This window comes from Vibrio renipiscarius (genome assembly GCF_000827885.1).
GTDB classification, from domain to species: domain Bacteria; phylum Pseudomonadota; class Gammaproteobacteria; order Enterobacterales; family Vibrionaceae; genus Vibrio; species Vibrio renipiscarius.
In genome coordinates, this window is sequence record NZ_JTKH01000006.1 from 608624 (window position 1) to 626513 (window position 17890).

Here is a 17890-nt window from a genome sequence, read left to right on the forward strand (position 1 = left end):
GAAGATGGTGTCCTATGAAACCGTGTCGATGCTGTTTCATTTAGGACAGGGTAAAGAGGATAGGGAATGTTAGAAGAGATCAGCCGTTTGAACGTACCACAGGTCATGACTTCGCCAGAGTGTGCGCTTAAGCACGCGAAGGCTTTGGATAAATCATTGTTTGAGCTAGTGAACGGTATTGAAATTCTCAGTGCCGTCGGCCCCACCAATTATAATCAGCAGAAAGAGGCATTCTTTCAGCGTCATTTTTCCATCGAACCTCAGTTCACCTATAGAGAAAATATTCATAACCCATTTCAGTTGAAGCGGCAGCTGTTTAATCTGCCCATTGAATCGGTTGAAGATACGGATTTACAACGGATTTATGAAGATGTCATTTTGTCTTATGTGGATAAAATCGACCAACTGCAAACCGTCGGTACTCAAGACTTCCTCTATAATTCGTTGCGTTATTTTGGCGAGCCGACAGAGAAGGATATTCGCAATGCGACCTTTATTCTGCACTTACCCGATTCCGATGATGATGATCAAAAACTGGTGGATGCGAATGGCATTCAAGCCATCATGGCCGATTTTGCCAAGCAGGAAGATTACCAGTACGACTTGGTCATTGATGACAACATGATTGCCAATGCGCTGGTCAATAAAACCACGGTGAAAATCAACAGCGCTGCCAGTGTGCCAGAGATCGAAGCGCATGCATTAGCGCATCATGAGTTGGGGGTGCACCTTGCCACGACCATTAACGCAATGAACCAACCATTTCGTGTTTTATCACTGGGTTGCCCGGTTAATACCATGACTCAGGAAGGCATGGCGATTCTCAGTGAATATCTGGCTGGGCATCTCACCATAAAACGATTGAAAATTCTCGCGTTACGCGTACTTGCGGTTGAGTCGATGATTAAAGATAAGTCCTTCCGCACCACCTTTATGATGCTAAAAGAGCAGTTAGGGGTAGAGAAGAACCTTGCCTTCACCATTACGGCGCGTGTTTATCGCGGCGGTGGCTTCACCAAAGATTATTTGTATCTTCGCGGTTTTCACGAAGTGTTGCATGCTTATGAAGAGCAAGAAGGATTTTTAAACTTGCTGTGTGGAAAAACCGCACTGATGCATTTGCCACAAATTAATCGACTTGTGGCGAAGGGGATATTTAATCCACCAATCAAGTTAACCCCTTCGTTTGTGAATCCAACGGATAATGATGACGTGCGCCGTTTTATCACCCACGCGATTAAGTAAACGAACAATCCGTTATTCAATCTATTGAGCAGCCTGAGGGCTGCTTTTTCGTTTAAAGAGTGCTTCTTCAGTGGCGGATTTTTGAGAAGGAAAATCCTATTTCTCGTTAGACTCATTGTGGTTAATTAATCTTTCATTCTCATTTCAAAGGAAATCGAGATCTGTTGCCTTGCTTGAAAAATGAGCAAAAGTAATATGGGCCGTAAGAACGTTACTTCAAGTCAACTTACGCAGGTAATACGTGAATATACTTCTCATCATCTCTACCGTTATTTTGGCTAAATTTATCGGTTCACAAATAGGCTTCACCTATAATCTTTTCTCTGATCCATTCAGCCTGAAGCTGGCGTTTATTGATTTTTGCTTGTTTGTCGTTGTTGGGGTGGCTTTAAATTTTACTTACAACAAGATCAGCACGGCATTCAAAAACTTTAGGCAAAATTAACCCAAAAATATATTAGGTTTTTATGTGGTTACTCGTAATGAAATGTTAGGCCGTTCTACACAGATACAGGAATGATAAAGATAACAGCACGGTAGCAAACGAGTTATGCCGCCGTTATGTTAAAGAAAGGAGGGAGAAATGGACGTTCTCAATCAACTCTACCCATCAGATAGCCAGATGGATAGACTAAAAAACTCACCCAACTCAGGTGAGATTCATTTGCTAAATCTGTTTAAATTTCGTGAACAAGCGGAATATGCAGATGGACGAGAATCAACGTTAACGGGCAGGGAAGCATACGATTTGTATGGACAGCCAATGGCGAATATTCTCAAAAAATACGGCGCTGAGGTCGTTTTCTATTCGGAAATTACAGGTTTAATCTTAGGTCAGGTTGACGACCTTTGGGACTCATTTGTAATCGTGAAGTATCCGTCGCGAAAAGCACTACTTGAAATGACGTCTTCAGAGGAATTCAAAGCGCTCAGTATTCACCGCGAAGCAGGTTTGGCCGGGCAACTAAACATCGAAACGAAAGCACCTTGAGTCGTTCAGTCGATGTCTTTTGTTATAAGCCAATGCATCAAGTTTTTAGGAATGAGACTTTTTTATGAAGAGGGCTTCAAAGAAAGGCATGACTAACCTTTTAGTGGTTAAGGTTTCAATCGTGTCAGCAATAGTTGGAGCAAGTCTTTGTGCAGGGAGAAGCTTATATGAAACGACATTTCTCCAATACGATATGTTTGGGGACGTCTTTCCTGCATTAATCTTTGGGACGTTGGGTGGTATTGCTGGGGCTTTAATTGGGGTGATGATCGGTATTGTCGTAAAAAACGTGGTTGCATGAGATGGAGCACCCGTTAACATAGCATGATGTTTATTCAATAAATTGAGGATCTTATGAGAGTAAGATTAATGGCACAGTCTGATTTAAATGAGACGGCAGAAATACATCAATTAGCTTTCGTGAGACAGAAACAATCTTATGAATGGTTAGTGTGTAATTTTAATGCGTTCCCGCGCGTGCTCTGTTTTGTGGCTGAAGAGAACAATAAGATTATCGGGTATATTCTTTGGACTCAAAAAAGTGGTTTTCGTCCTGAAGTCGTCATGGAAATAGAACAATTGGCGGTCGCACCTATCCACCAAGGAAAAGGCATTGGACGTTGTCTAATCCTAAATTCATTACCACTAGTAAAAGAAAAGTTGGCGGAGAATGACTCGGTACTAAAGCATGTTTTTGTGACGACGAGAGCGGATAATCATGCCCAAGAATTATACAGGTCGACATTGGGTGCTGAGGTAGAAGCAACGATTACAAATCTATACTCCGCGGATGAAATATTAATGATTGCCCGCGATGTGAGTTAAGCAAACATAAACCGTGTGTACGTGTCTCACTTAAATATGGTGGTATCGATAAGGACGTTATATGGGCAGCATCTATCTGTTTGATTGGGGTGACACGCTGATGGTCGATTTCCCTCAACAGCAGGGGAAAATGTGCGATTGGGCAACGGTTCAGCCGGTAAGTGGCGCATTAGAAACACTCGAGCAGCTTTCAAAAACGCACGAAATTTATGTTGCGACAAATGCGGCTGACTCGTCAGAAGTTGAGATTAAGTCTGCGTTTGAGCGGGTTGGCTTGGCTCAGTTTATTTCGGGTTATTTTTGCAAAGCCAATCTAGGAATAGGAAAAGGCACACCAGGCTTTTACCATAAAATTGCCGAGGTTTTAGGGCGGGAACCGCACTTATTTGTCATGGTGGGTGATACATATGACAAAGATATAGAACCCGCATCGGCTGCGGGAATTAAGGCAATTTGGTTTAACCCAGAACACAAGGACATTGAGGTCGGTGTTGGTGTAAAACAAATTCATCACTTGTCGGAGCTTTGTTGTTCAAGATTGGATGTCTGAGTATCGAAGTCATGATGAAGCTCGCGGTATGTAAGTAAGGATATATTAAGATGGATCGAATTGATAAATATGCAGGGATAAGCTTTTGGGGCGTGTTTTTGATTGCGGTTTTCATCAAGTTATTACCCGTCGATATGATGATCATTAACGTTCTAAAAACATTGGTTATTATTGCTTTGTTTCATATGCTTCTGTACTCCTTTTATGTGTCTTTTAGTGCTCGTAAAACGCCGTATAAAATCGGTTTGTTCGTATTCTCTATTGTTTTCCCGATTGCTTCTGGATTCATACTGTACTTCTTAAAGCGGGTTCTAAAAATGGGGGGACGTTGATTGTATCGAGGTTTGCAAAGCCTGTAATACCAGCTTTCGACGTATGCTGTGCTGGCCATTTATACTGATGGTGACGCTGTTTTTCCTGTGTTTCGCCGATTTCTCAATCTTTGATATAACTCGAAAGATAAGGGGTCAATCAAACTCGCTTCCCATCAGCATGCTTAAATGGATCTCATGTGCGAATAATGAGCGTTTTGGGAGGTGATTGTGCATGTAAGAGTTTGGATTGCGACTGGGATTAGGGTGCTGGCCATTTATTTGGTGTTTGAGGCCGCGGTATCATCATTTTCTGCTATGACCACGGCACGATCATTAGGTTTAGAAAACACCGGCGTCTATGTTGTTAATCTCTTGAGTTTGTTTCTTGCTGCAATATTGTGGTTTTTTCCTATGTCGATAGCAGGAAAAATAGTTCCTATTACGATGGAAGAATCAGAAAGTCGTTATACGGCGATAGATCTTGCTAAAGTCGGCTGTGGTTTGCTCTCGATTTATTTGATTGTTGATAATTTATGGTCCATTACACTGGCTTTTTATTTCGTGGATAGTGGGTATCAGCAAAATTCAGACGCGATCGTCAATTTATCGAGTGGTATTTTGAGCCTTGTGTCAGGATTTATCCTTCTGTTTAATACTAGAAAAGTGGCGGTGTATTTATCTAGATTGGCTTAATTTTATTAGTCAAAATTGGTTTTTCCGCTTATCTCTCATCTTTTATGATAAATATCTACCTGAATATAGGTTTAATCATAATGTGTTTTGTACCTATTCTTGGTCGCAATAATATTTAGTATCAAAAATTAAGATAACGGCTTATTGTTAAATGACGTAGTTTTACTCTCAGCACGGTGCTAGGTAGATAGCTCCATGGACATTTATTCCCTCTAAGGATAAAATTATCGGTCGCGGCTGCACAGAATTTTCAGTCAACTCAAGAGAAAATATGATGATTGTAGAAAATGTGCTTCCTGAATATTACGCAGAAATGCTCAGTGTTTGGGAAAATTCAGTCCGAGCTACTCACGACTTTATAACAGAAGAAGATATTGAGTTTTTTAAGCCAATTATCATTGAACAAGCCTTTCCTGCGGTAACACTAAGATGTGTTAAAAGCGATAACGGTGCAATTTTGGGTTTCGTGGGTGTTCATGAATCCAAGATTGAAATGTTGTTTATCTCAAATGAGGCGAGAGGGAAGGGGGTTGGCAAAGCTTTGCTGCAATATTCCATAGAACAGCTCGGCGCAACAAAAGTAGACGTGAACGAACAAAACCCACTAGCGGTTGGTTTCTATGAGCATATGGGGTTCATGGTCAGTTCTCGTTCCCCCTTTGATGATATGGGTAAACCATTTCCAATTCTGCATATGACACTTTAGGGCTCGGTTTGTCGTCACCCGTTTGTCAGAAGAAACGCCCAAAGCTAATAACTTTGGGCGTTTCCGTATGTGTTGTGCACCAGCCGTGACAGTATGAGGCTAGTTATATAAAACTTAGCTGTATGAAACTTGGCTATGTAAGACTTAGCGATACGAGGCTTAGATTGATGAGGTTTGGTTTTGTTAGACCTCGTTCTATTCGCTCTCGTTTTTGACGAACATGTGGTTAGCTTTCGTTACACCGCGATCATAAGTGCAAAAAGTGTCAGTCGCCGCTTCCGTTTTACTGTGAATTTTGATGTTCGTTATTACTTCCACTGCACCGGCGTCATAGCAAGCTTGTTGAGCGCCTTTTACTATGTCTAATAAGTGGTTGAGTTCGCCTTTCATTGTCGTTTCCATTGCACTCACTTGAAATGCTACGCCGGAAGCTTTAACGACCTCAATCGCTTTGTCTACCACTTCGAAATTGTTGCCTTCTTTCACTCGTGGTATTACTTGAAACGCAAGCATGACTTCATCAAGTCGTGGTTTTTGAGCTGACATTAATAATTTCTCATTAGTTTATATCGGTATAGAGTGGCGTATATTAGCATGGTTTTTTTGCTTCGGAACCAAGCAGAGAGTGCTAACTCAGAAAGGGGTAGACTGAAAGTCGCAAGTTATCATCCATACTTGTGATTTAGGTGCTGGTGAAAATACGGCAATAAAAAAAGCAGCTAAAAGCTGCTTTTTCGTGTTATCTAACCGAGGGACGATTTAGACAGTGATCATCAGTTATTCTTTAACCAAATATCACCTTGAGCCGCTTGGTTCTTTTTACGTTTCTTTTTACCCGTACCCGCTGGTTTTGCCATTGGCTTATTCGCTTCAAGCATCGCCGCAGTGATAGTTTCATCGACTTCAAAGCCTGGAACTTGTTCACGCTCAAGGCGGATCTTGTTCTTTTTCTCGATCACTTTGAAGTGATGGTAATCTTCGTAATCGATCAAAGATAGCGCTAAGCCGACTTCACCCGCACGGCCACTACGGCCAATACGGTGCATGTAGTCTGATGGGCTACGTGGTAAGTCGTAGTTAATAACAACTGGCAGCTTTTCAACATCAAGGCCACGAGCGGCAATATCGGTGGCGATCAACACATCCAGTTGGCCCGCTTTAAAATCTTCCAGTACGCGCGTACGTGCACCTTGGCTTTGGTCGCCATGGAATACTTCAACTGAAATACCGCGTTTGTAAAGTTTATCCGCTAAGTGCTCACAGCCGTTTTTCGCGTTGACGAAAATCAATGCTTGGCGCCAATCATTTTCTTTAATGAGATGGGCCAGCAGTGCTGTTTTCTTGCCTTTATCTACCGTGAAAACACGTTGTACAAGTGTGCTTGCTTCACTGCTCTGCAGTTGTACTTCCAGCGGGTCATTGAGCAGTTCTTGTGTTAGAGCCTGCACTTCTTCCGGGAACGTTGCAGAAAACAGTAAGGTTTGCTTTTGTTTTGGTAATAGAGCGAGCAGTTCAGACAACTCTTCGGTAAAACCAAGGCTAAGCATACGGTCAGCTTCATCCAACACGAGGGTTTTGACTCGATCAAGTTTTACCGCATTGCTTGAAATGAGATCAAGCAAACGACCAGGTGTCGCAACCAAAATATCCGCACCACCACGCAGCGCCAACATTTGGCTATTTACCGATACGCCACCAAACACACACACGGTTTTCATTGCGCCATTGAAGTGGGTGGCATAGGACTTGATGTTGTCCGCCACTTGCTTGGCGAGTTCACGTGTTGGAACTAAAACCAGCCCGGTTACCGAGTTATTTTTACGGTAAAGGCTTGGGTGCTGATTAATGAAAATGTTCTGCAACATCGGCAGCGCAAAAGCGGCTGTTTTACCTGAACCAGTATTGGCGCCAGCAATCAAATCACGGCCTGCCAAAACACTTGGGATCACTTGTGCTTGAATTGGGGTAGGTTGTTGATATTCAAGCTCAGTTAATCGTGCTAACAAAGGTTGAATCAGATTAAGTTCAGCAAAGTTGGCTGGTGTTGTAGCAGTAGTCATTAATAGAAAAGGCTCAAAGCAAAGATAATGGCGCGCATTCTAGCGTATTTGTGTGCGTTTAAGTAGTCCAATGATAATCGTCCCGGTTTTCGTGCAACAACGCCATGCGTATTCGAGGTTGTGTGAAATTTACGCACCTTTACGATTGTACGGATAGTGTTCAATGTGATGTTGATGGATAATGTCTGATAAACCACAGTATAAATATGGATATAAGATGCTCAATAAAAACACAGTAAACCCTCACGCTCTCAGTTGGCAAACGATCGCCTTTCATTGGCTGACGGCCCTGATGTTCATCGCTATTTTTTCGGTCGGCTGGTATATGGTTGATTTACCCCGAGGCCCTGAGAAAGGGGAGTTAATTGGTTTACACAAATCTTTTGGCGCGATATTGCTGGTTGTCGCGATGAGTCGCATTACTTGGCGCCTGAAAGAGGGGGCAATTCCGCCAGCGGCTGTGGTTGCGCCATGGCAAAACATACTGGCGAAGGCGATACATGGTTTGTTAATGCTTGCCACGTTGATGATGCCGATATCTGGCATTGCCATGAGTGTGGGTGGCGGGCGTGGTGCTGATGTGTTTGGTTGGTACTTTGTCGCTGAGGGCGACAAGATTCAATGGCTACAAGAGCTGGGTGGGGGCATTCATGGCTGGTCAGTCAATATCATTATTGCCGTCGTTGTACTGCACGTCGCTGGCGCGTTAAAGCACCACTGGCTTGATAAGGATAATACGTTGTCGCGCATGTTGGGGCGTTAATCACGCAGATTGTTCTACCCTGATTCTTTTCTCGGTAGAACTGGGCTTTGTCGGTCAGGCATTAGATAATGCCTGAAGATAACGATGGGGACGACAATGCAAGAGATCTATTTTGCCGGTGGCTGTTTGTGGGGAGTGCAAGAATTCATGCGGCATTTACCGGGTGTGGTAAGCACTGAAGCTGGGCGAGTCAATGGACGTAGCAATACGACCACTTCTCCCTACGATGGTTACGCTGAATGCGTACGAACCCAATTTGATCCTTTAAAGGTGTCGGTCGATCAACTCATGGATTTCTTTTTTGAAATCATCGATCCGTACAGTCTTAATCGGCAAGGTGAGGATGTGGGTGAGAAATATCGCACGGGCGTCTATAGCGTCGATGACGATCATCTTAATCAAGTCAAAGCCTATATCGCAAAGCGTGCTGACGCAGCTAACATCGTGGTCGAAGTGCTTCCGATGAACAATTACGTTAAGAGTGACGCAGAGCATCAAGATAGGTTGACTCATTACCCTGACGATTATTGCCATATTCCGTTCGATTTACTGCATAAATATAAATCGGCGACATCAAAATAATTAAATGGCGGCATTGCCTTTTAGTTCGAGACGAATAAGGCCTGAGTATTCAGGCCTTATTGAATGCTGTTATGCCTTCGTCTTGAGGTGTATTTACGGCATGACTTATTACCGTGCTTTTACTCTAAGCGGATGACCTGCCATTGTTTACTCGTAACCAAATGATCGGTGACTTTGTTGATGGCTTGGTGGGCTTTATCAACAATCATGTCGATGTCATCTCTGGTGGCGATGAGCGGAGGGGCAAAGCCTAAAATATCCCCATGGGGCATTGCTCGGGCGATAAGGCCGACTTCGCCACACGCCGCTGCTATCATTGGGCCGACTTTCATATTCGGATCAAACGCCATTCTGCGCTCTCTTTGTGAAGAAAACTCCAAGGCATGCAGCATGCCCACGCCGCGCGAGTCGCCAATGATGGGATGTTCAGCAAAGGTTTCAGCCATACGTTGCTGTAAATACGCGCCATTATCCGCCGCTTTTTGAATAAGGTTCTCGCGTTCAATAATATCCAGATTACAGTTGGCTGCTGCCGCGCCTAATGGATGGCCTGAATAGGTATAGCCATGACCAAACGCGCCCCACGTATCGGTGCCATGCTCCAATGTTTGCCACACTTTATCGCCCACGATGACGCCAGAAAGAGGCTGATAAGCGGAGGTAAGCCCTTTAGCAATCGTGATGAGATCGGGGCGCATTTCGTAATGGATTGAACCAAAAGCGGAACCAATTCGGCCAAAGCCGCACACCACTTCATCGGCAATCAGTAAAATGTCGTATTTATCGAGTACTTGGCGAATCGCTGACCAATAGCCTTCCGGTGGTGGGACAATACCGCCTGTGCCCAGCACGGGCTCGGCAATCATGGCCGCAACGGTATCGGGCCCTTCTTCCAGAATCATCGCTTCTAACTGATAAGCGCAATAAGCCGAGAACTCTTGCTCAGTCATGGCGTCATCACTGCGATGATAATAGTACGGTGAAAGGGTATGTTTAATGCGCTCAAGAGGGAGATCAAAATGTGCATGAAAGAGCGGTAGACCTGTCATTGAGCCAGAGGCGATGCTTGAACCGTGGTAGCCTCGCTCACGAGAGATGATCTTTTTCTTCTCTGGACGCCCCAGCACATTGTTGTAATACCACACGAGTTTCAATTGGGTTTCATTAGCATCGCTGCCAGACATGCCATAGTAGACCTTACTCATCCCTGATGGAGCCATCTTGATAATGCGTTCAGATAGCTGAACCAACGCTTCGTTAGTGTGGCCGACATAGGTGTGGTAATAGGCCAGCTTTTTCGCTTGTTCGTAAATGGCTTCGGCCATTTCTTCGCGGCCATAACCGATGTTGACGCAATATAACCCCGCAAATCCATCGATGAGTTCGTTACCACATGAATCTTGAATGCGAATGCCACTGGCGCCCGTAATAATGCGCCCCGGCACCTCACCGTGGGCATATTGTTTGAGATGTGTAGAGGCATGAAAAACATGCTGGCGATCGCTATCGAGCAATTGTTGAGTTTTATTATCCATCTTAAAACGCTCCTCGTTCTCGTGCTGCCTAAGTGTTCGTTGAATCTAAAGGGCAGGGTGGACAGTGTTGTGTTGAATGTTGCGATTCAATTTTGGGTTATGTTGTTAACTGCCGCTTGCAGTGGGCAGCGCACCTAAGCAGCAATATTTGATTTCACTGAACTCATCGAAACCATGCTGACTGCCTTCTCGGCCAAGGCCTGATTGCTTCATGCCGCCAAACGGAATGGGATGACCGGTCATTTTGACGGAATTAACACTGATCATGCCGAACTCTAAACCGCGCATGCAGCGCCATATATCATGAATATCGTGACCATAAATGTAGGCGGCGAGGCCGTATTCGGTGTCGTTACCCATCTCAATCACTTGTTCAATATCGCGATAGGGTAAGACGGCGGCGATGGGGCAAAAATTCTCTTCACGGTAAACTGCCATCTCGGATGTGACATCCGCCAGCAGGGTCGGCGGAAAAAAATTGCGCCTTATTGGCGAGTTGTTTTTGGGCAAGCTACTTTGTGCCACGATGCGTGCGCCTTTTGACAAGGCGTCATTGAGTAATTGCGTGGCTTTCTCGGCGGCTTTGCGGTTAATCAATGGCCCAATGGTTACCGCCGGATCTAAGCCATTTCCGACCATTTGCTGTTCGACATGGTGAGCAAAATGCGCGAGGAAAGGTTCATAGTGCGTCTCATGAACGAATATGCGGTTAGCGGCGAGGCAGTCTTGCCCTGATGTCTGAAATTTGGCCTCTGCCGCCGCGCGTGCCGCTTGTGCAATATCCATATCCGGGAGCACGATAAAGGGGGCATTGCCACCCAGTTCCATACTGCATTTTTTTACGGTATTGGCGGCATCACTCAACAAAAGTTTTCCGATGGGGGTAGAGCCAGTAAAAGAGAGCGCCTTCACTTTATCGGATTGGCAAATGACATGAGAAAACGTACTCGCTTTACCGGTGATGACGTTAAATACTCCAGTCGGCATTCCTGCGCGATCGGCCAGTTCTGCTAAGGCAAGTGCAGAAAAGGGGGTTTCACCCGCGGGTTTGATCAGCACTGGGCAGCCGATCGCCATGGCGGCAGCGGCTTTACGGGTGATCATCGCATTGGGAAAATTCCAGGGTGTAATCAATGCCGCCACGCCAATCGGCTCACGAATGGTTGATAGCTGTGCGTTAGGGATATGGCTCGGAATGGTTTCACCGTAGCTTCTTCGGGCCTCTTCGGCAAACCAGCGCACAAAAGACGCGCCATACTCTATTTCACCCAGCGCTTCTGCCAAGGTTTTACCTTGTTCGACGACCATCAAATGAGCTAGGTCGTGTTTGGCATCGAGAATGAGTTGATGCCAGCGCATTAGGTATTCTGCGCGTTGATCGGCTTGTAGCTGTCGCCAAGGTTTGAAAGCCGCATCAGCGTCGTTGACCGCTTGTTCCATTTGTTCACAAGTAAGTTGGGTTGAGTAACCAATAATCTCGTCGCTTGCGGGGTTATAGACGGGGTTAAATTGTTCACCACTGATCCATTTACCATTCACGTAGGCAAGGTTACGCACCAGACGAACATCGCTTAGGGCGGCCATCATTTCATGAGTCGCTTTGGTTTCTTCCGTCACAAATCGTCGAGCTGTGCTCATGACAAATCCTCCAACTCGTTTATTTCTTAATATAGAAAACCGAATATAGAAAAATGAACACTGGCAATAATGTGATCTGCCAGCTGGCAAGCTCGATGTTGTTGAGCCGCGCCAACCGTTTGTAAGAGGAGCTCTAAGGGGAGAGATTGCGTCAAACGGCGTTCATGTCTAAACCTTAGGTGAGGATTGACGTGTTTTTTTTCTGTTGTTGGCGCAAAACATAGTGAATTTTCTGAATGGCCGTTAATTGCGCATGCTGAGCTCAACCGCATCGAGTGTGATAGTGCTAGAGGTATCTTGGATGGGCTGCTTTACGATCTTGGTGACGATATAGGTGTAGTAACGCTCAATACCTAGGTTCGATTCCAGCCAGCGATCAATGCAGCGCTGATACTGGTCGATGTCGGCGCATTTGAATTTCACCACATAATCAATGCCACCACCGGTGGCGTAACACTCAAGCACTTCCTCGGTTTTGGTTACTTGCTGTTCAAACAGTTTAAAGGCCTGTGCGTTATGCTGTTTCAAAGAGATCTCAACCAATACTGTGGTGTATTTGGTTTGATCAGACAGCGCAATTTTCGCGCCGTACCCTTCGATAATACCGGCTTGTTCTAGCTTTTTAACGCGCTCCCAGCAAGGGCTGACGGAAAGGTTGATTTGCTGTGCCAATTGCGACTTGGTAATACGACCATCACGTTGAAGAATATGCAGTATTTTTATGTCGTATTTATCTAAGCGCATATGCGTTCTCCCTAGTGCTTAATAAACAGGTGGCGTGGGAAGTCACAGAGTGTTTTTGCCCCGTGCTTGGTGATCACGATGCTTTCGGTTGTTTCCAACCCCCAATCCTCAAACCATAACCCCGGCATGAGATGGAACGTCATGCCTTCTTGCAAAATCGTATTATCACTATCACGCAGACTCATCGTTCGTTCGCCCCAGTCGGGCGGATAACTTAATCCGATGGGGTAGCCGCAACGAGCCCCTTGCCGAGAAAAATCCGCTTTATCGAGAATGCGATTGATCGTTAAGGCGACTTCGGCGCAGGTATTCCCCGGACGCGCAGCGGCTATACCTGCTTCCAAGGCTTGGGTTAAGGCGAGGTCTGCTCGTTTGAATTTATCGCTTGGTTCGCCCAAAAAAATCGTGCGAGAGAGCGGGCAGTGGTAGCGCCGATGCGCTCCGGCGATTTCAAAAAAGGTGCCTTCCCCTTTGCGAAAGGGACGATCATCCCACGTTAAATGGGGGGCCGAGGCATCAGCGCCTGAAGGGAGTAACGGAACAATGGCCGTGTAATCACCAAAATGGTCTTCATGGCCGAGGATCGCTTGGCGGTTGAGTTCCGCGACTAAGTGATGTTTTGGCAAACCCGGTTCAATCATATCAAAAGCGACGCGATGCATGTTTTCGACAATGCGTGCGGCGCGGTACATGTAGTTGAGTTCGGTTTCTGATTTGACGGCGCGGCACCAATTCACCAATCCCGTGGTATCGACTAAACTGGCATTGGGTAGGTTATCGCTCAATGATTCAAACGCAGTGGCGCTAAAATAGTAGTTGTCCTTTTCGACCCCAATTCGTCCGCGGTCCCACAATCGTGGTTCCAACACACTCTCAGCCAAATAGGCCATGGGATGGAGCGGGGGATTCATGACATAGTGATCGGGGTAGTAGGTGATGTTGTCTGCGGACATGTAGACCGTACGATAAGCGCCATTGGCGTCTTGGCATCGCCCAAACCAGAGCGGATCACCGGATGAACCAACGACCACGCATTGGGGGACGTAGAACGACCAGCCATCATAACCCGTCAGCCATGACATATTTGAAGGGTCATGGATGATCAATACATCGATGTGTCTCTCTTCCATTGAATGACGAACTTTGACCAAGCGCTGTTGGTATTCATCATGGTCAAAATGCAAAGCAAAGCTTGTCATCTCCAATCTCCTTATTGAGCCTCTTAGCTTACGGCTTGTGGCGAATGTGCTCTGGGCGTAGATGCGCTTGGCATTGGCGCTCTGCTAAGGCCTTCAGTATGTCGAAATTAACTGTTTTTTGTCCCCTAATTGCCTACGTTCACTTACTGAGTGTCTCCAGATTGTTATGTGAGAGTGGCTCTTTCATTTGATGAGATAAGGCGTCTTGCTAAGACGACAGAGTTGATTTTGGATACGCTTGTTGCGATCGCTTGCGAACTTAAATGTTATAAACGTGTTAATTATCAGCTTGTGCTAAAAAAACCGTTTTCACAAGCAGCGGATTAAAATATCGGCAAGATAGGGTTGAATAGGCATAAAAAAGGCCGAACATTGACGTTCGGCCTTGCTGTGCTGCAGAGGATACTGGCTGACGAGGTTACAGCGTTTGATTCAACGCGTAGTAGCGGCCTCGTTGCGCCAAAAGTTCATGGTGTGCGCCATGTTCAATCACTTGACCGTTTTCAATCAGACAAACGGTGTCCATTTTGCCGAGATTAACTAAACGGTGAGTAATGAACAGTACGGTCTTATCCGTGAAATGCTGATCAAACAAACGCATGATTTGTTGCTCTGTCTGTTTGTCCAAACCTTCCGTTGGTTCATCGAGAAGCAAAATAGGTGCATTGTGTAGCAGTGCGCGCGCAATCCCAATACGGCGTTTTTCGCCTCCAGACAGTTGACGACCACCATCCCCAAGCCAAGCATCTAAACCGCTCTTTTCAGGGGTATCACCTTGCAGGAGTTTGCTCAAGCCAACCTTATGCAGCGCAAGGCTTATTTCATCGTCATCCGCGTCCGGTTTCGCCAATATCAAGTTGTCGCGCAGCGTGCCGTTAAGTACATCGACGCGTTGACTGACCACGGTGACCGCGGCGCGGAGCTGCGATTCGCTCCACTGCTGAATCGGTTTCCCGGCGATCAGCAATTGGCCTTGATTCACATCCCAGTAGCGTGTCAGTAGTTGGATTAATGTCGACTTGCCTGAACCGGTTTGACCAACAATCGCCATGCGGTGTTTGGCTGGGATCAATAAATCGATGTTTTCCACCACAGAGTGATGTCCATCTGGGTAAGTAAAACTGACATCGCGGTATTCCACACTGAATTGCTGATCATGCTCAACAGGGTTTTCTGGGAACTGCACTTCAGGTTCGGCTAAGATGACTTCGTTTAGGCGACGCGCAGAGGTGAGTGTTTTGCCTAAATGCTGGAAGGCACCGGCAATTGGCATGAGTAACTCAACACTGGCCATGGTGGCAAACGCAAACAGCGCAATCATCGGATCTGGTTTCGCGCCTGCGACGCCATCAGCGGCAAGCCAAAGCATTAACACTAATGTCCAACCATTGGCTAACATAAGCAGCGCTTGAGCTAAGCCTGAAAAGTGTGCGTTGACCATTTGGTTTTTCAGTAGCTTTTCTTGCGCTGAGTAAATGGCATGGCGGTAACGCTCTTCGGCGCCAAACAGCGTTAATTCACTGTAACCTTGCAGCCAATCTAGCGTGGTAATACGAAAGTCAGCTTTGTTTTGCGTTAGTTCACTGCCGTTACGTTTGCCTAATTTGTAGAATAAAATCGGCCATAGGATCAGCAGCGTCATTAGGATGGCGCCCAGCGTTAAGCCAAGAGTCGAGTCAAACCAGTACAATACGCCAGTCAGTGCGGCGACACCCAGCACACCCACTACCACCGGATTAATCAGGCGTAAGTAGACATGATCCATGGCGTCAATATCGGCCACTAAGCGGTTAAGTAGGTCAGCATCTCGTAAGTTGGCCACTTTACCTGGAACCAATGGCGCCAGTTTCGTAAAGAAGAAAATACGTAGGTCGGTGAGTAGCTTAAACGTCGCATTGTGGCTGACGACTCGCTCCCCCCAACGACCTGCGGTTCTGCCCATAGCACAGCCGCGCACAAAGGCGCCAGGCAACATGTAGTTGAAGGTTTCGCGAGCAATGGTTAAACCCGCCACCGCTGCAGCAGAAAGGAACCAACCGGATAAAGTGAGCAGTCCAATTGAAGCGCCAGCGGTGAGTAACGCGAGGAGCATACCAAGCGTTAAACCAAACCAATGCTTACGGTAGAGTTTTAAGTAGGGAAGTAAATCACGCATCTAAGTTCCCCTCATCATTACGCTGCATAGATTGGTTGGCGGATAACATTTGTTGGAACAAACCCTCTGTCTGAGAAAGCTGTTCAAAAGTGCCGGCTTGAATGATTTGCCCATCTTGCATCACCAAAATTTGCTCAACGCTTTTCAGTGGTGCGAGTTGGTGGGTCACGATAAGCGCACTGCGTTCTTGGATTTGGATATTGAGGCCTTGAGTGACCAGATGTTCACTGCGGGCATCTAAGCTGGCTGTCGGTTCATCGAGTAACCAAAATTGACCGTCTTGCAACATGGCGCGAGCTAACGCTAAACGTTGTGCTTGGCCAACAGAAAGACCACCAGAGCGATCGGATATCGGATAATCGAGACCATGCTGGTCAACAAATTCCGCTGCAAACGAGTCTTGCAGTGCTTGTTGAATCGCCGCTTCGCTGAGATTGTCTTTGCCTAAAGTGATGTTGTCACGAATGGTGCCGTGCACCAGTAGCGGGTTTTGTCCAACCCAACTGATGTTTTTACGCCAATCGGCCAAGTTCAGCTCAGTGCGCTCAATGCCGTTGATCGTCAATGATCCTTGGTAAGGCAAGAAGCCTAGCAGCGCGTTGACTAAGCTGGTTTTACCCGCGCCACTTGGGCCAACGAGAGCGGTGGTTTGCTGAGGATTCAGAATAAATGACACCGGGCCGAGTAATTTTTTACCCTCCAAGCTAAACACTTCTAAATCGTTGGCTTGGATAGTGATTTGCGTTGGATTCGGCAGGGGTTTATCGCCCGATTTTACGGCAGTTACGTCGGTGTCGAGAAACTCAACGATGCTTTCTGCCGCGGCAACGGCTTGCTGCTTCGCATGGTAGAAAGTGCCAAGATCGCGCAGAGGTTGATAAAACTCAGGCGCGAGGATTAAAACGAACATACCGGCAAATAAGGTGACTGCGGCGCCGTAGCCACCAAAGTTCAATTCACCAATAAAGGCAAAGCCAAAGTACACCGCCGTTAAGGCAATTGAGATCGACGTAAAGAATTCCAGCACGGCAGACGAAAGGAAGGCGATACGCAAAACTTCCATCGTGCGTGAGCGGAACACTTCGGAAGCGCCTTGCATCAACTCTGTCTCTGCTTTGGTGCGGTCAAACAGGCGGATAGTGGTCATCGATTGCAATCGATCGTAGAAGTGACCAGACAAGCGCTGCATTGCTTTGAAGTTCTTTTGACCTGCGTCTGCGGCTTTGATGCCCACTAAGGCCATAAAGAGCGGGACGAGTGGCGCAGTGAGTAAGAAGATCACCCCTGCCGCCCAGTTTACTGGGAACACGACCACCAAAATGATAAACGGCACCATCACCGCTAAAGACATTTGTGGCAGATAGCGGGCAAAGAAATCGTGCATTTCTTCGACTTGCTCAAGCAAAAGTGTTGCCCAAGCTCCGGCGGGCTTACCTTTGATGTACGCCGGGCCGAGTTCGCGTAACTTATCGAGAATCAGCTGGCGAATATAGATGCGAATTTGTTCACCGCAGCGATAACCGGCAATTTCACGTCCCCATGAGCATAAGGCGCGAAGTGCAATGATTATTGCGAGTGTGGCAAATTGGCTGATCAGCGCTGATTTATCGACTTGTTCAATGATCAGTTGATGAAGGATGGAAGCGAGCAAGGCTGCTTGCCCCAAAAGGAGAACGCTTGAAAGTACGCCTAAACCGACAGCAAACAGTAACCAGCGTTTAGCCAGCTTACTTTGCTCTCTCAGCCACTTATTCAAGCCGCGTTGTTTCTTTTTATCCATTATGAAGGCTTACTGCTGTTTTTATTATAGGTCAACGGTGAGTATACAAAAGAAAGCCCCGCGGTAATACCGCAGGGCTTTAGGGATTTAGTGAAAAAATGTGAGTGGGC

Annotated in this window: 17 protein-coding genes; 9 read left to right on the forward strand and 8 right to left on the reverse strand. The window is 46.3% G+C overall.

What is annotated here, in order from left to right; all coding sequences use genetic code 11:
- Window positions 1-66: 66 nt before the first annotated feature.
- From OJ16_RS05935 to OJ16_RS05970, 7 genes are all read left to right on the forward strand, one after another.
- Window positions 67-1245 (forward strand): flavohemoglobin expression-modulating QEGLA motif protein, encoded by a 1179-nt coding sequence (locus OJ16_RS05935; RefSeq protein WP_040988346.1) that lies wholly within the window; start codon window positions 67-69, stop codon window positions 1243-1245.
- A gap of 583 nt (window positions 1246-1828) precedes the next feature.
- Window positions 1829-2236 (forward strand): DUF1330 domain-containing protein, encoded by a 408-nt coding sequence (locus tag OJ16_RS05940; protein ID WP_040988348.1) that lies wholly within the window; start codon window positions 1829-1831, stop codon window positions 2234-2236.
- 369 nt (window positions 2237-2605) lie between these two features.
- Window positions 2606-3061: a GNAT family N-acetyltransferase gene (locus OJ16_RS05950; RefSeq protein ID WP_201773362.1), complete on the forward strand. Its 456-nt coding sequence runs from the start codon at window positions 2606-2608 to the stop codon at window positions 3059-3061.
- 61 nt (window positions 3062-3122) lie between these two features.
- Window positions 3123-3611, forward strand: coding sequence for an HAD family hydrolase (locus OJ16_RS05955; RefSeq protein WP_040988354.1), 489 nt, complete (start codon window positions 3123-3125; stop codon window positions 3609-3611).
- A gap of 50 nt (window positions 3612-3661) precedes the next feature.
- Window positions 3662-3943 carry a hypothetical protein gene (locus tag OJ16_RS05960; protein ID WP_040988356.1) on the forward strand — a complete coding sequence of 94 codons (282 nt, stop codon included), beginning with the start codon at window positions 3662-3664 and terminating at the stop codon, window positions 3941-3943.
- 210 nt (window positions 3944-4153) lie between these two features.
- Window positions 4154-4618, forward strand: a complete 465-nt coding sequence (locus OJ16_RS05965; protein ID WP_040988358.1) for a hypothetical protein — start codon at window positions 4154-4156, stop codon at window positions 4616-4618.
- Between the two features lie 274 nt (window positions 4619-4892).
- Complete coding sequence (locus OJ16_RS05970; protein WP_040988850.1) at window positions 4893-5324, forward strand: GNAT family N-acetyltransferase; 432 nt, start codon at window positions 4893-4895, stop codon at window positions 5322-5324.
- A 195-nt stretch (window positions 5325-5519) separates the two neighbouring features.
- Here the strand turns inward: OJ16_RS05970 and OJ16_RS05975 are convergent, their stop codons facing one another.
- Together OJ16_RS05975 and OJ16_RS05980 are read right to left on the reverse strand one after the other, a co-directional pair.
- The gene (locus OJ16_RS05975; RefSeq protein ID WP_201773364.1) at window positions 5520-5837 is read right to left on the reverse strand and encodes a thiamine-binding protein; all 318 of its coding nucleotides are present in this window, start codon (window positions 5835-5837) and stop codon (window positions 5520-5522) included.
- A 260-nt stretch (window positions 5838-6097) separates the two neighbouring features.
- A complete protein-coding gene (locus tag OJ16_RS05980) occupies window positions 6098-7384 on the reverse strand; it encodes a DEAD/DEAH box helicase (RefSeq protein WP_040988362.1) in 1287 nt (428 codons plus the stop codon).
- A 217-nt stretch (window positions 7385-7601) separates the two neighbouring features.
- On the opposite strand from OJ16_RS05980, the gene OJ16_RS05985 reads away from it, so the two are divergent.
- Both OJ16_RS05985 and OJ16_RS05990 read left to right on the forward strand, forming a co-directional pair.
- Window positions 7602-8147, forward strand: coding sequence for a cytochrome b (locus tag OJ16_RS05985; protein ID WP_040988364.1), 546 nt, complete (start codon window positions 7602-7604; stop codon window positions 8145-8147).
- A gap of 96 nt (window positions 8148-8243) precedes the next feature.
- Window positions 8244-8729 (forward strand): peptide-methionine (S)-S-oxide reductase, encoded by a 486-nt coding sequence (locus OJ16_RS05990; protein ID WP_040988366.1) that lies wholly within the window; start codon window positions 8244-8246, stop codon window positions 8727-8729.
- A gap of 119 nt (window positions 8730-8848) precedes the next feature.
- Here OJ16_RS05990 and OJ16_RS05995 read toward each other — a convergent pair whose 3' ends face one another.
- From OJ16_RS05995 to cydD, 6 genes are all read right to left on the reverse strand, one after another.
- Complete coding sequence (locus OJ16_RS05995) at window positions 8849-10264, reverse strand: aspartate aminotransferase family protein (RefSeq protein WP_040988368.1); 1416 nt, start codon at window positions 10262-10264, stop codon at window positions 8849-8851.
- A gap of 105 nt (window positions 10265-10369) precedes the next feature.
- Window positions 10370-11902 (reverse strand): NAD-dependent succinate-semialdehyde dehydrogenase, encoded by a 1533-nt coding sequence (locus OJ16_RS06000; RefSeq protein ID WP_040988369.1) that lies wholly within the window; start codon window positions 11900-11902, stop codon window positions 10370-10372.
- Between the two features lie 243 nt (window positions 11903-12145).
- Window positions 12146-12646 (reverse strand): Lrp/AsnC family transcriptional regulator, encoded by a 501-nt coding sequence (locus tag OJ16_RS06005; RefSeq protein ID WP_040988371.1) that lies wholly within the window; start codon window positions 12644-12646, stop codon window positions 12146-12148.
- A gap of 11 nt (window positions 12647-12657) precedes the next feature.
- Entirely contained in the window at window positions 12658-13845 is a 1188-nt protein-coding gene (locus tag OJ16_RS06010) for a M24 family metallopeptidase (RefSeq protein ID WP_040988373.1), read from the reverse strand.
- Between the two features lie 418 nt (window positions 13846-14263).
- Window positions 14264-16000, reverse strand: coding sequence for a heme ABC transporter ATP-binding protein/permease CydC (cydC, locus tag OJ16_RS06015; protein WP_040988376.1), 1737 nt, complete (start codon window positions 15998-16000; stop codon window positions 14264-14266).
- Entirely contained in the window at window positions 15993-17780 is a 1788-nt protein-coding gene (gene cydD, locus OJ16_RS06020) for a heme ABC transporter permease/ATP-binding protein CydD (RefSeq protein WP_040988378.1), read from the reverse strand. Before cydD ends, cydC begins: the two co-directional genes overlap by 8 nt.
- Window positions 17781-17890: the final 110 nt, after the last annotated feature.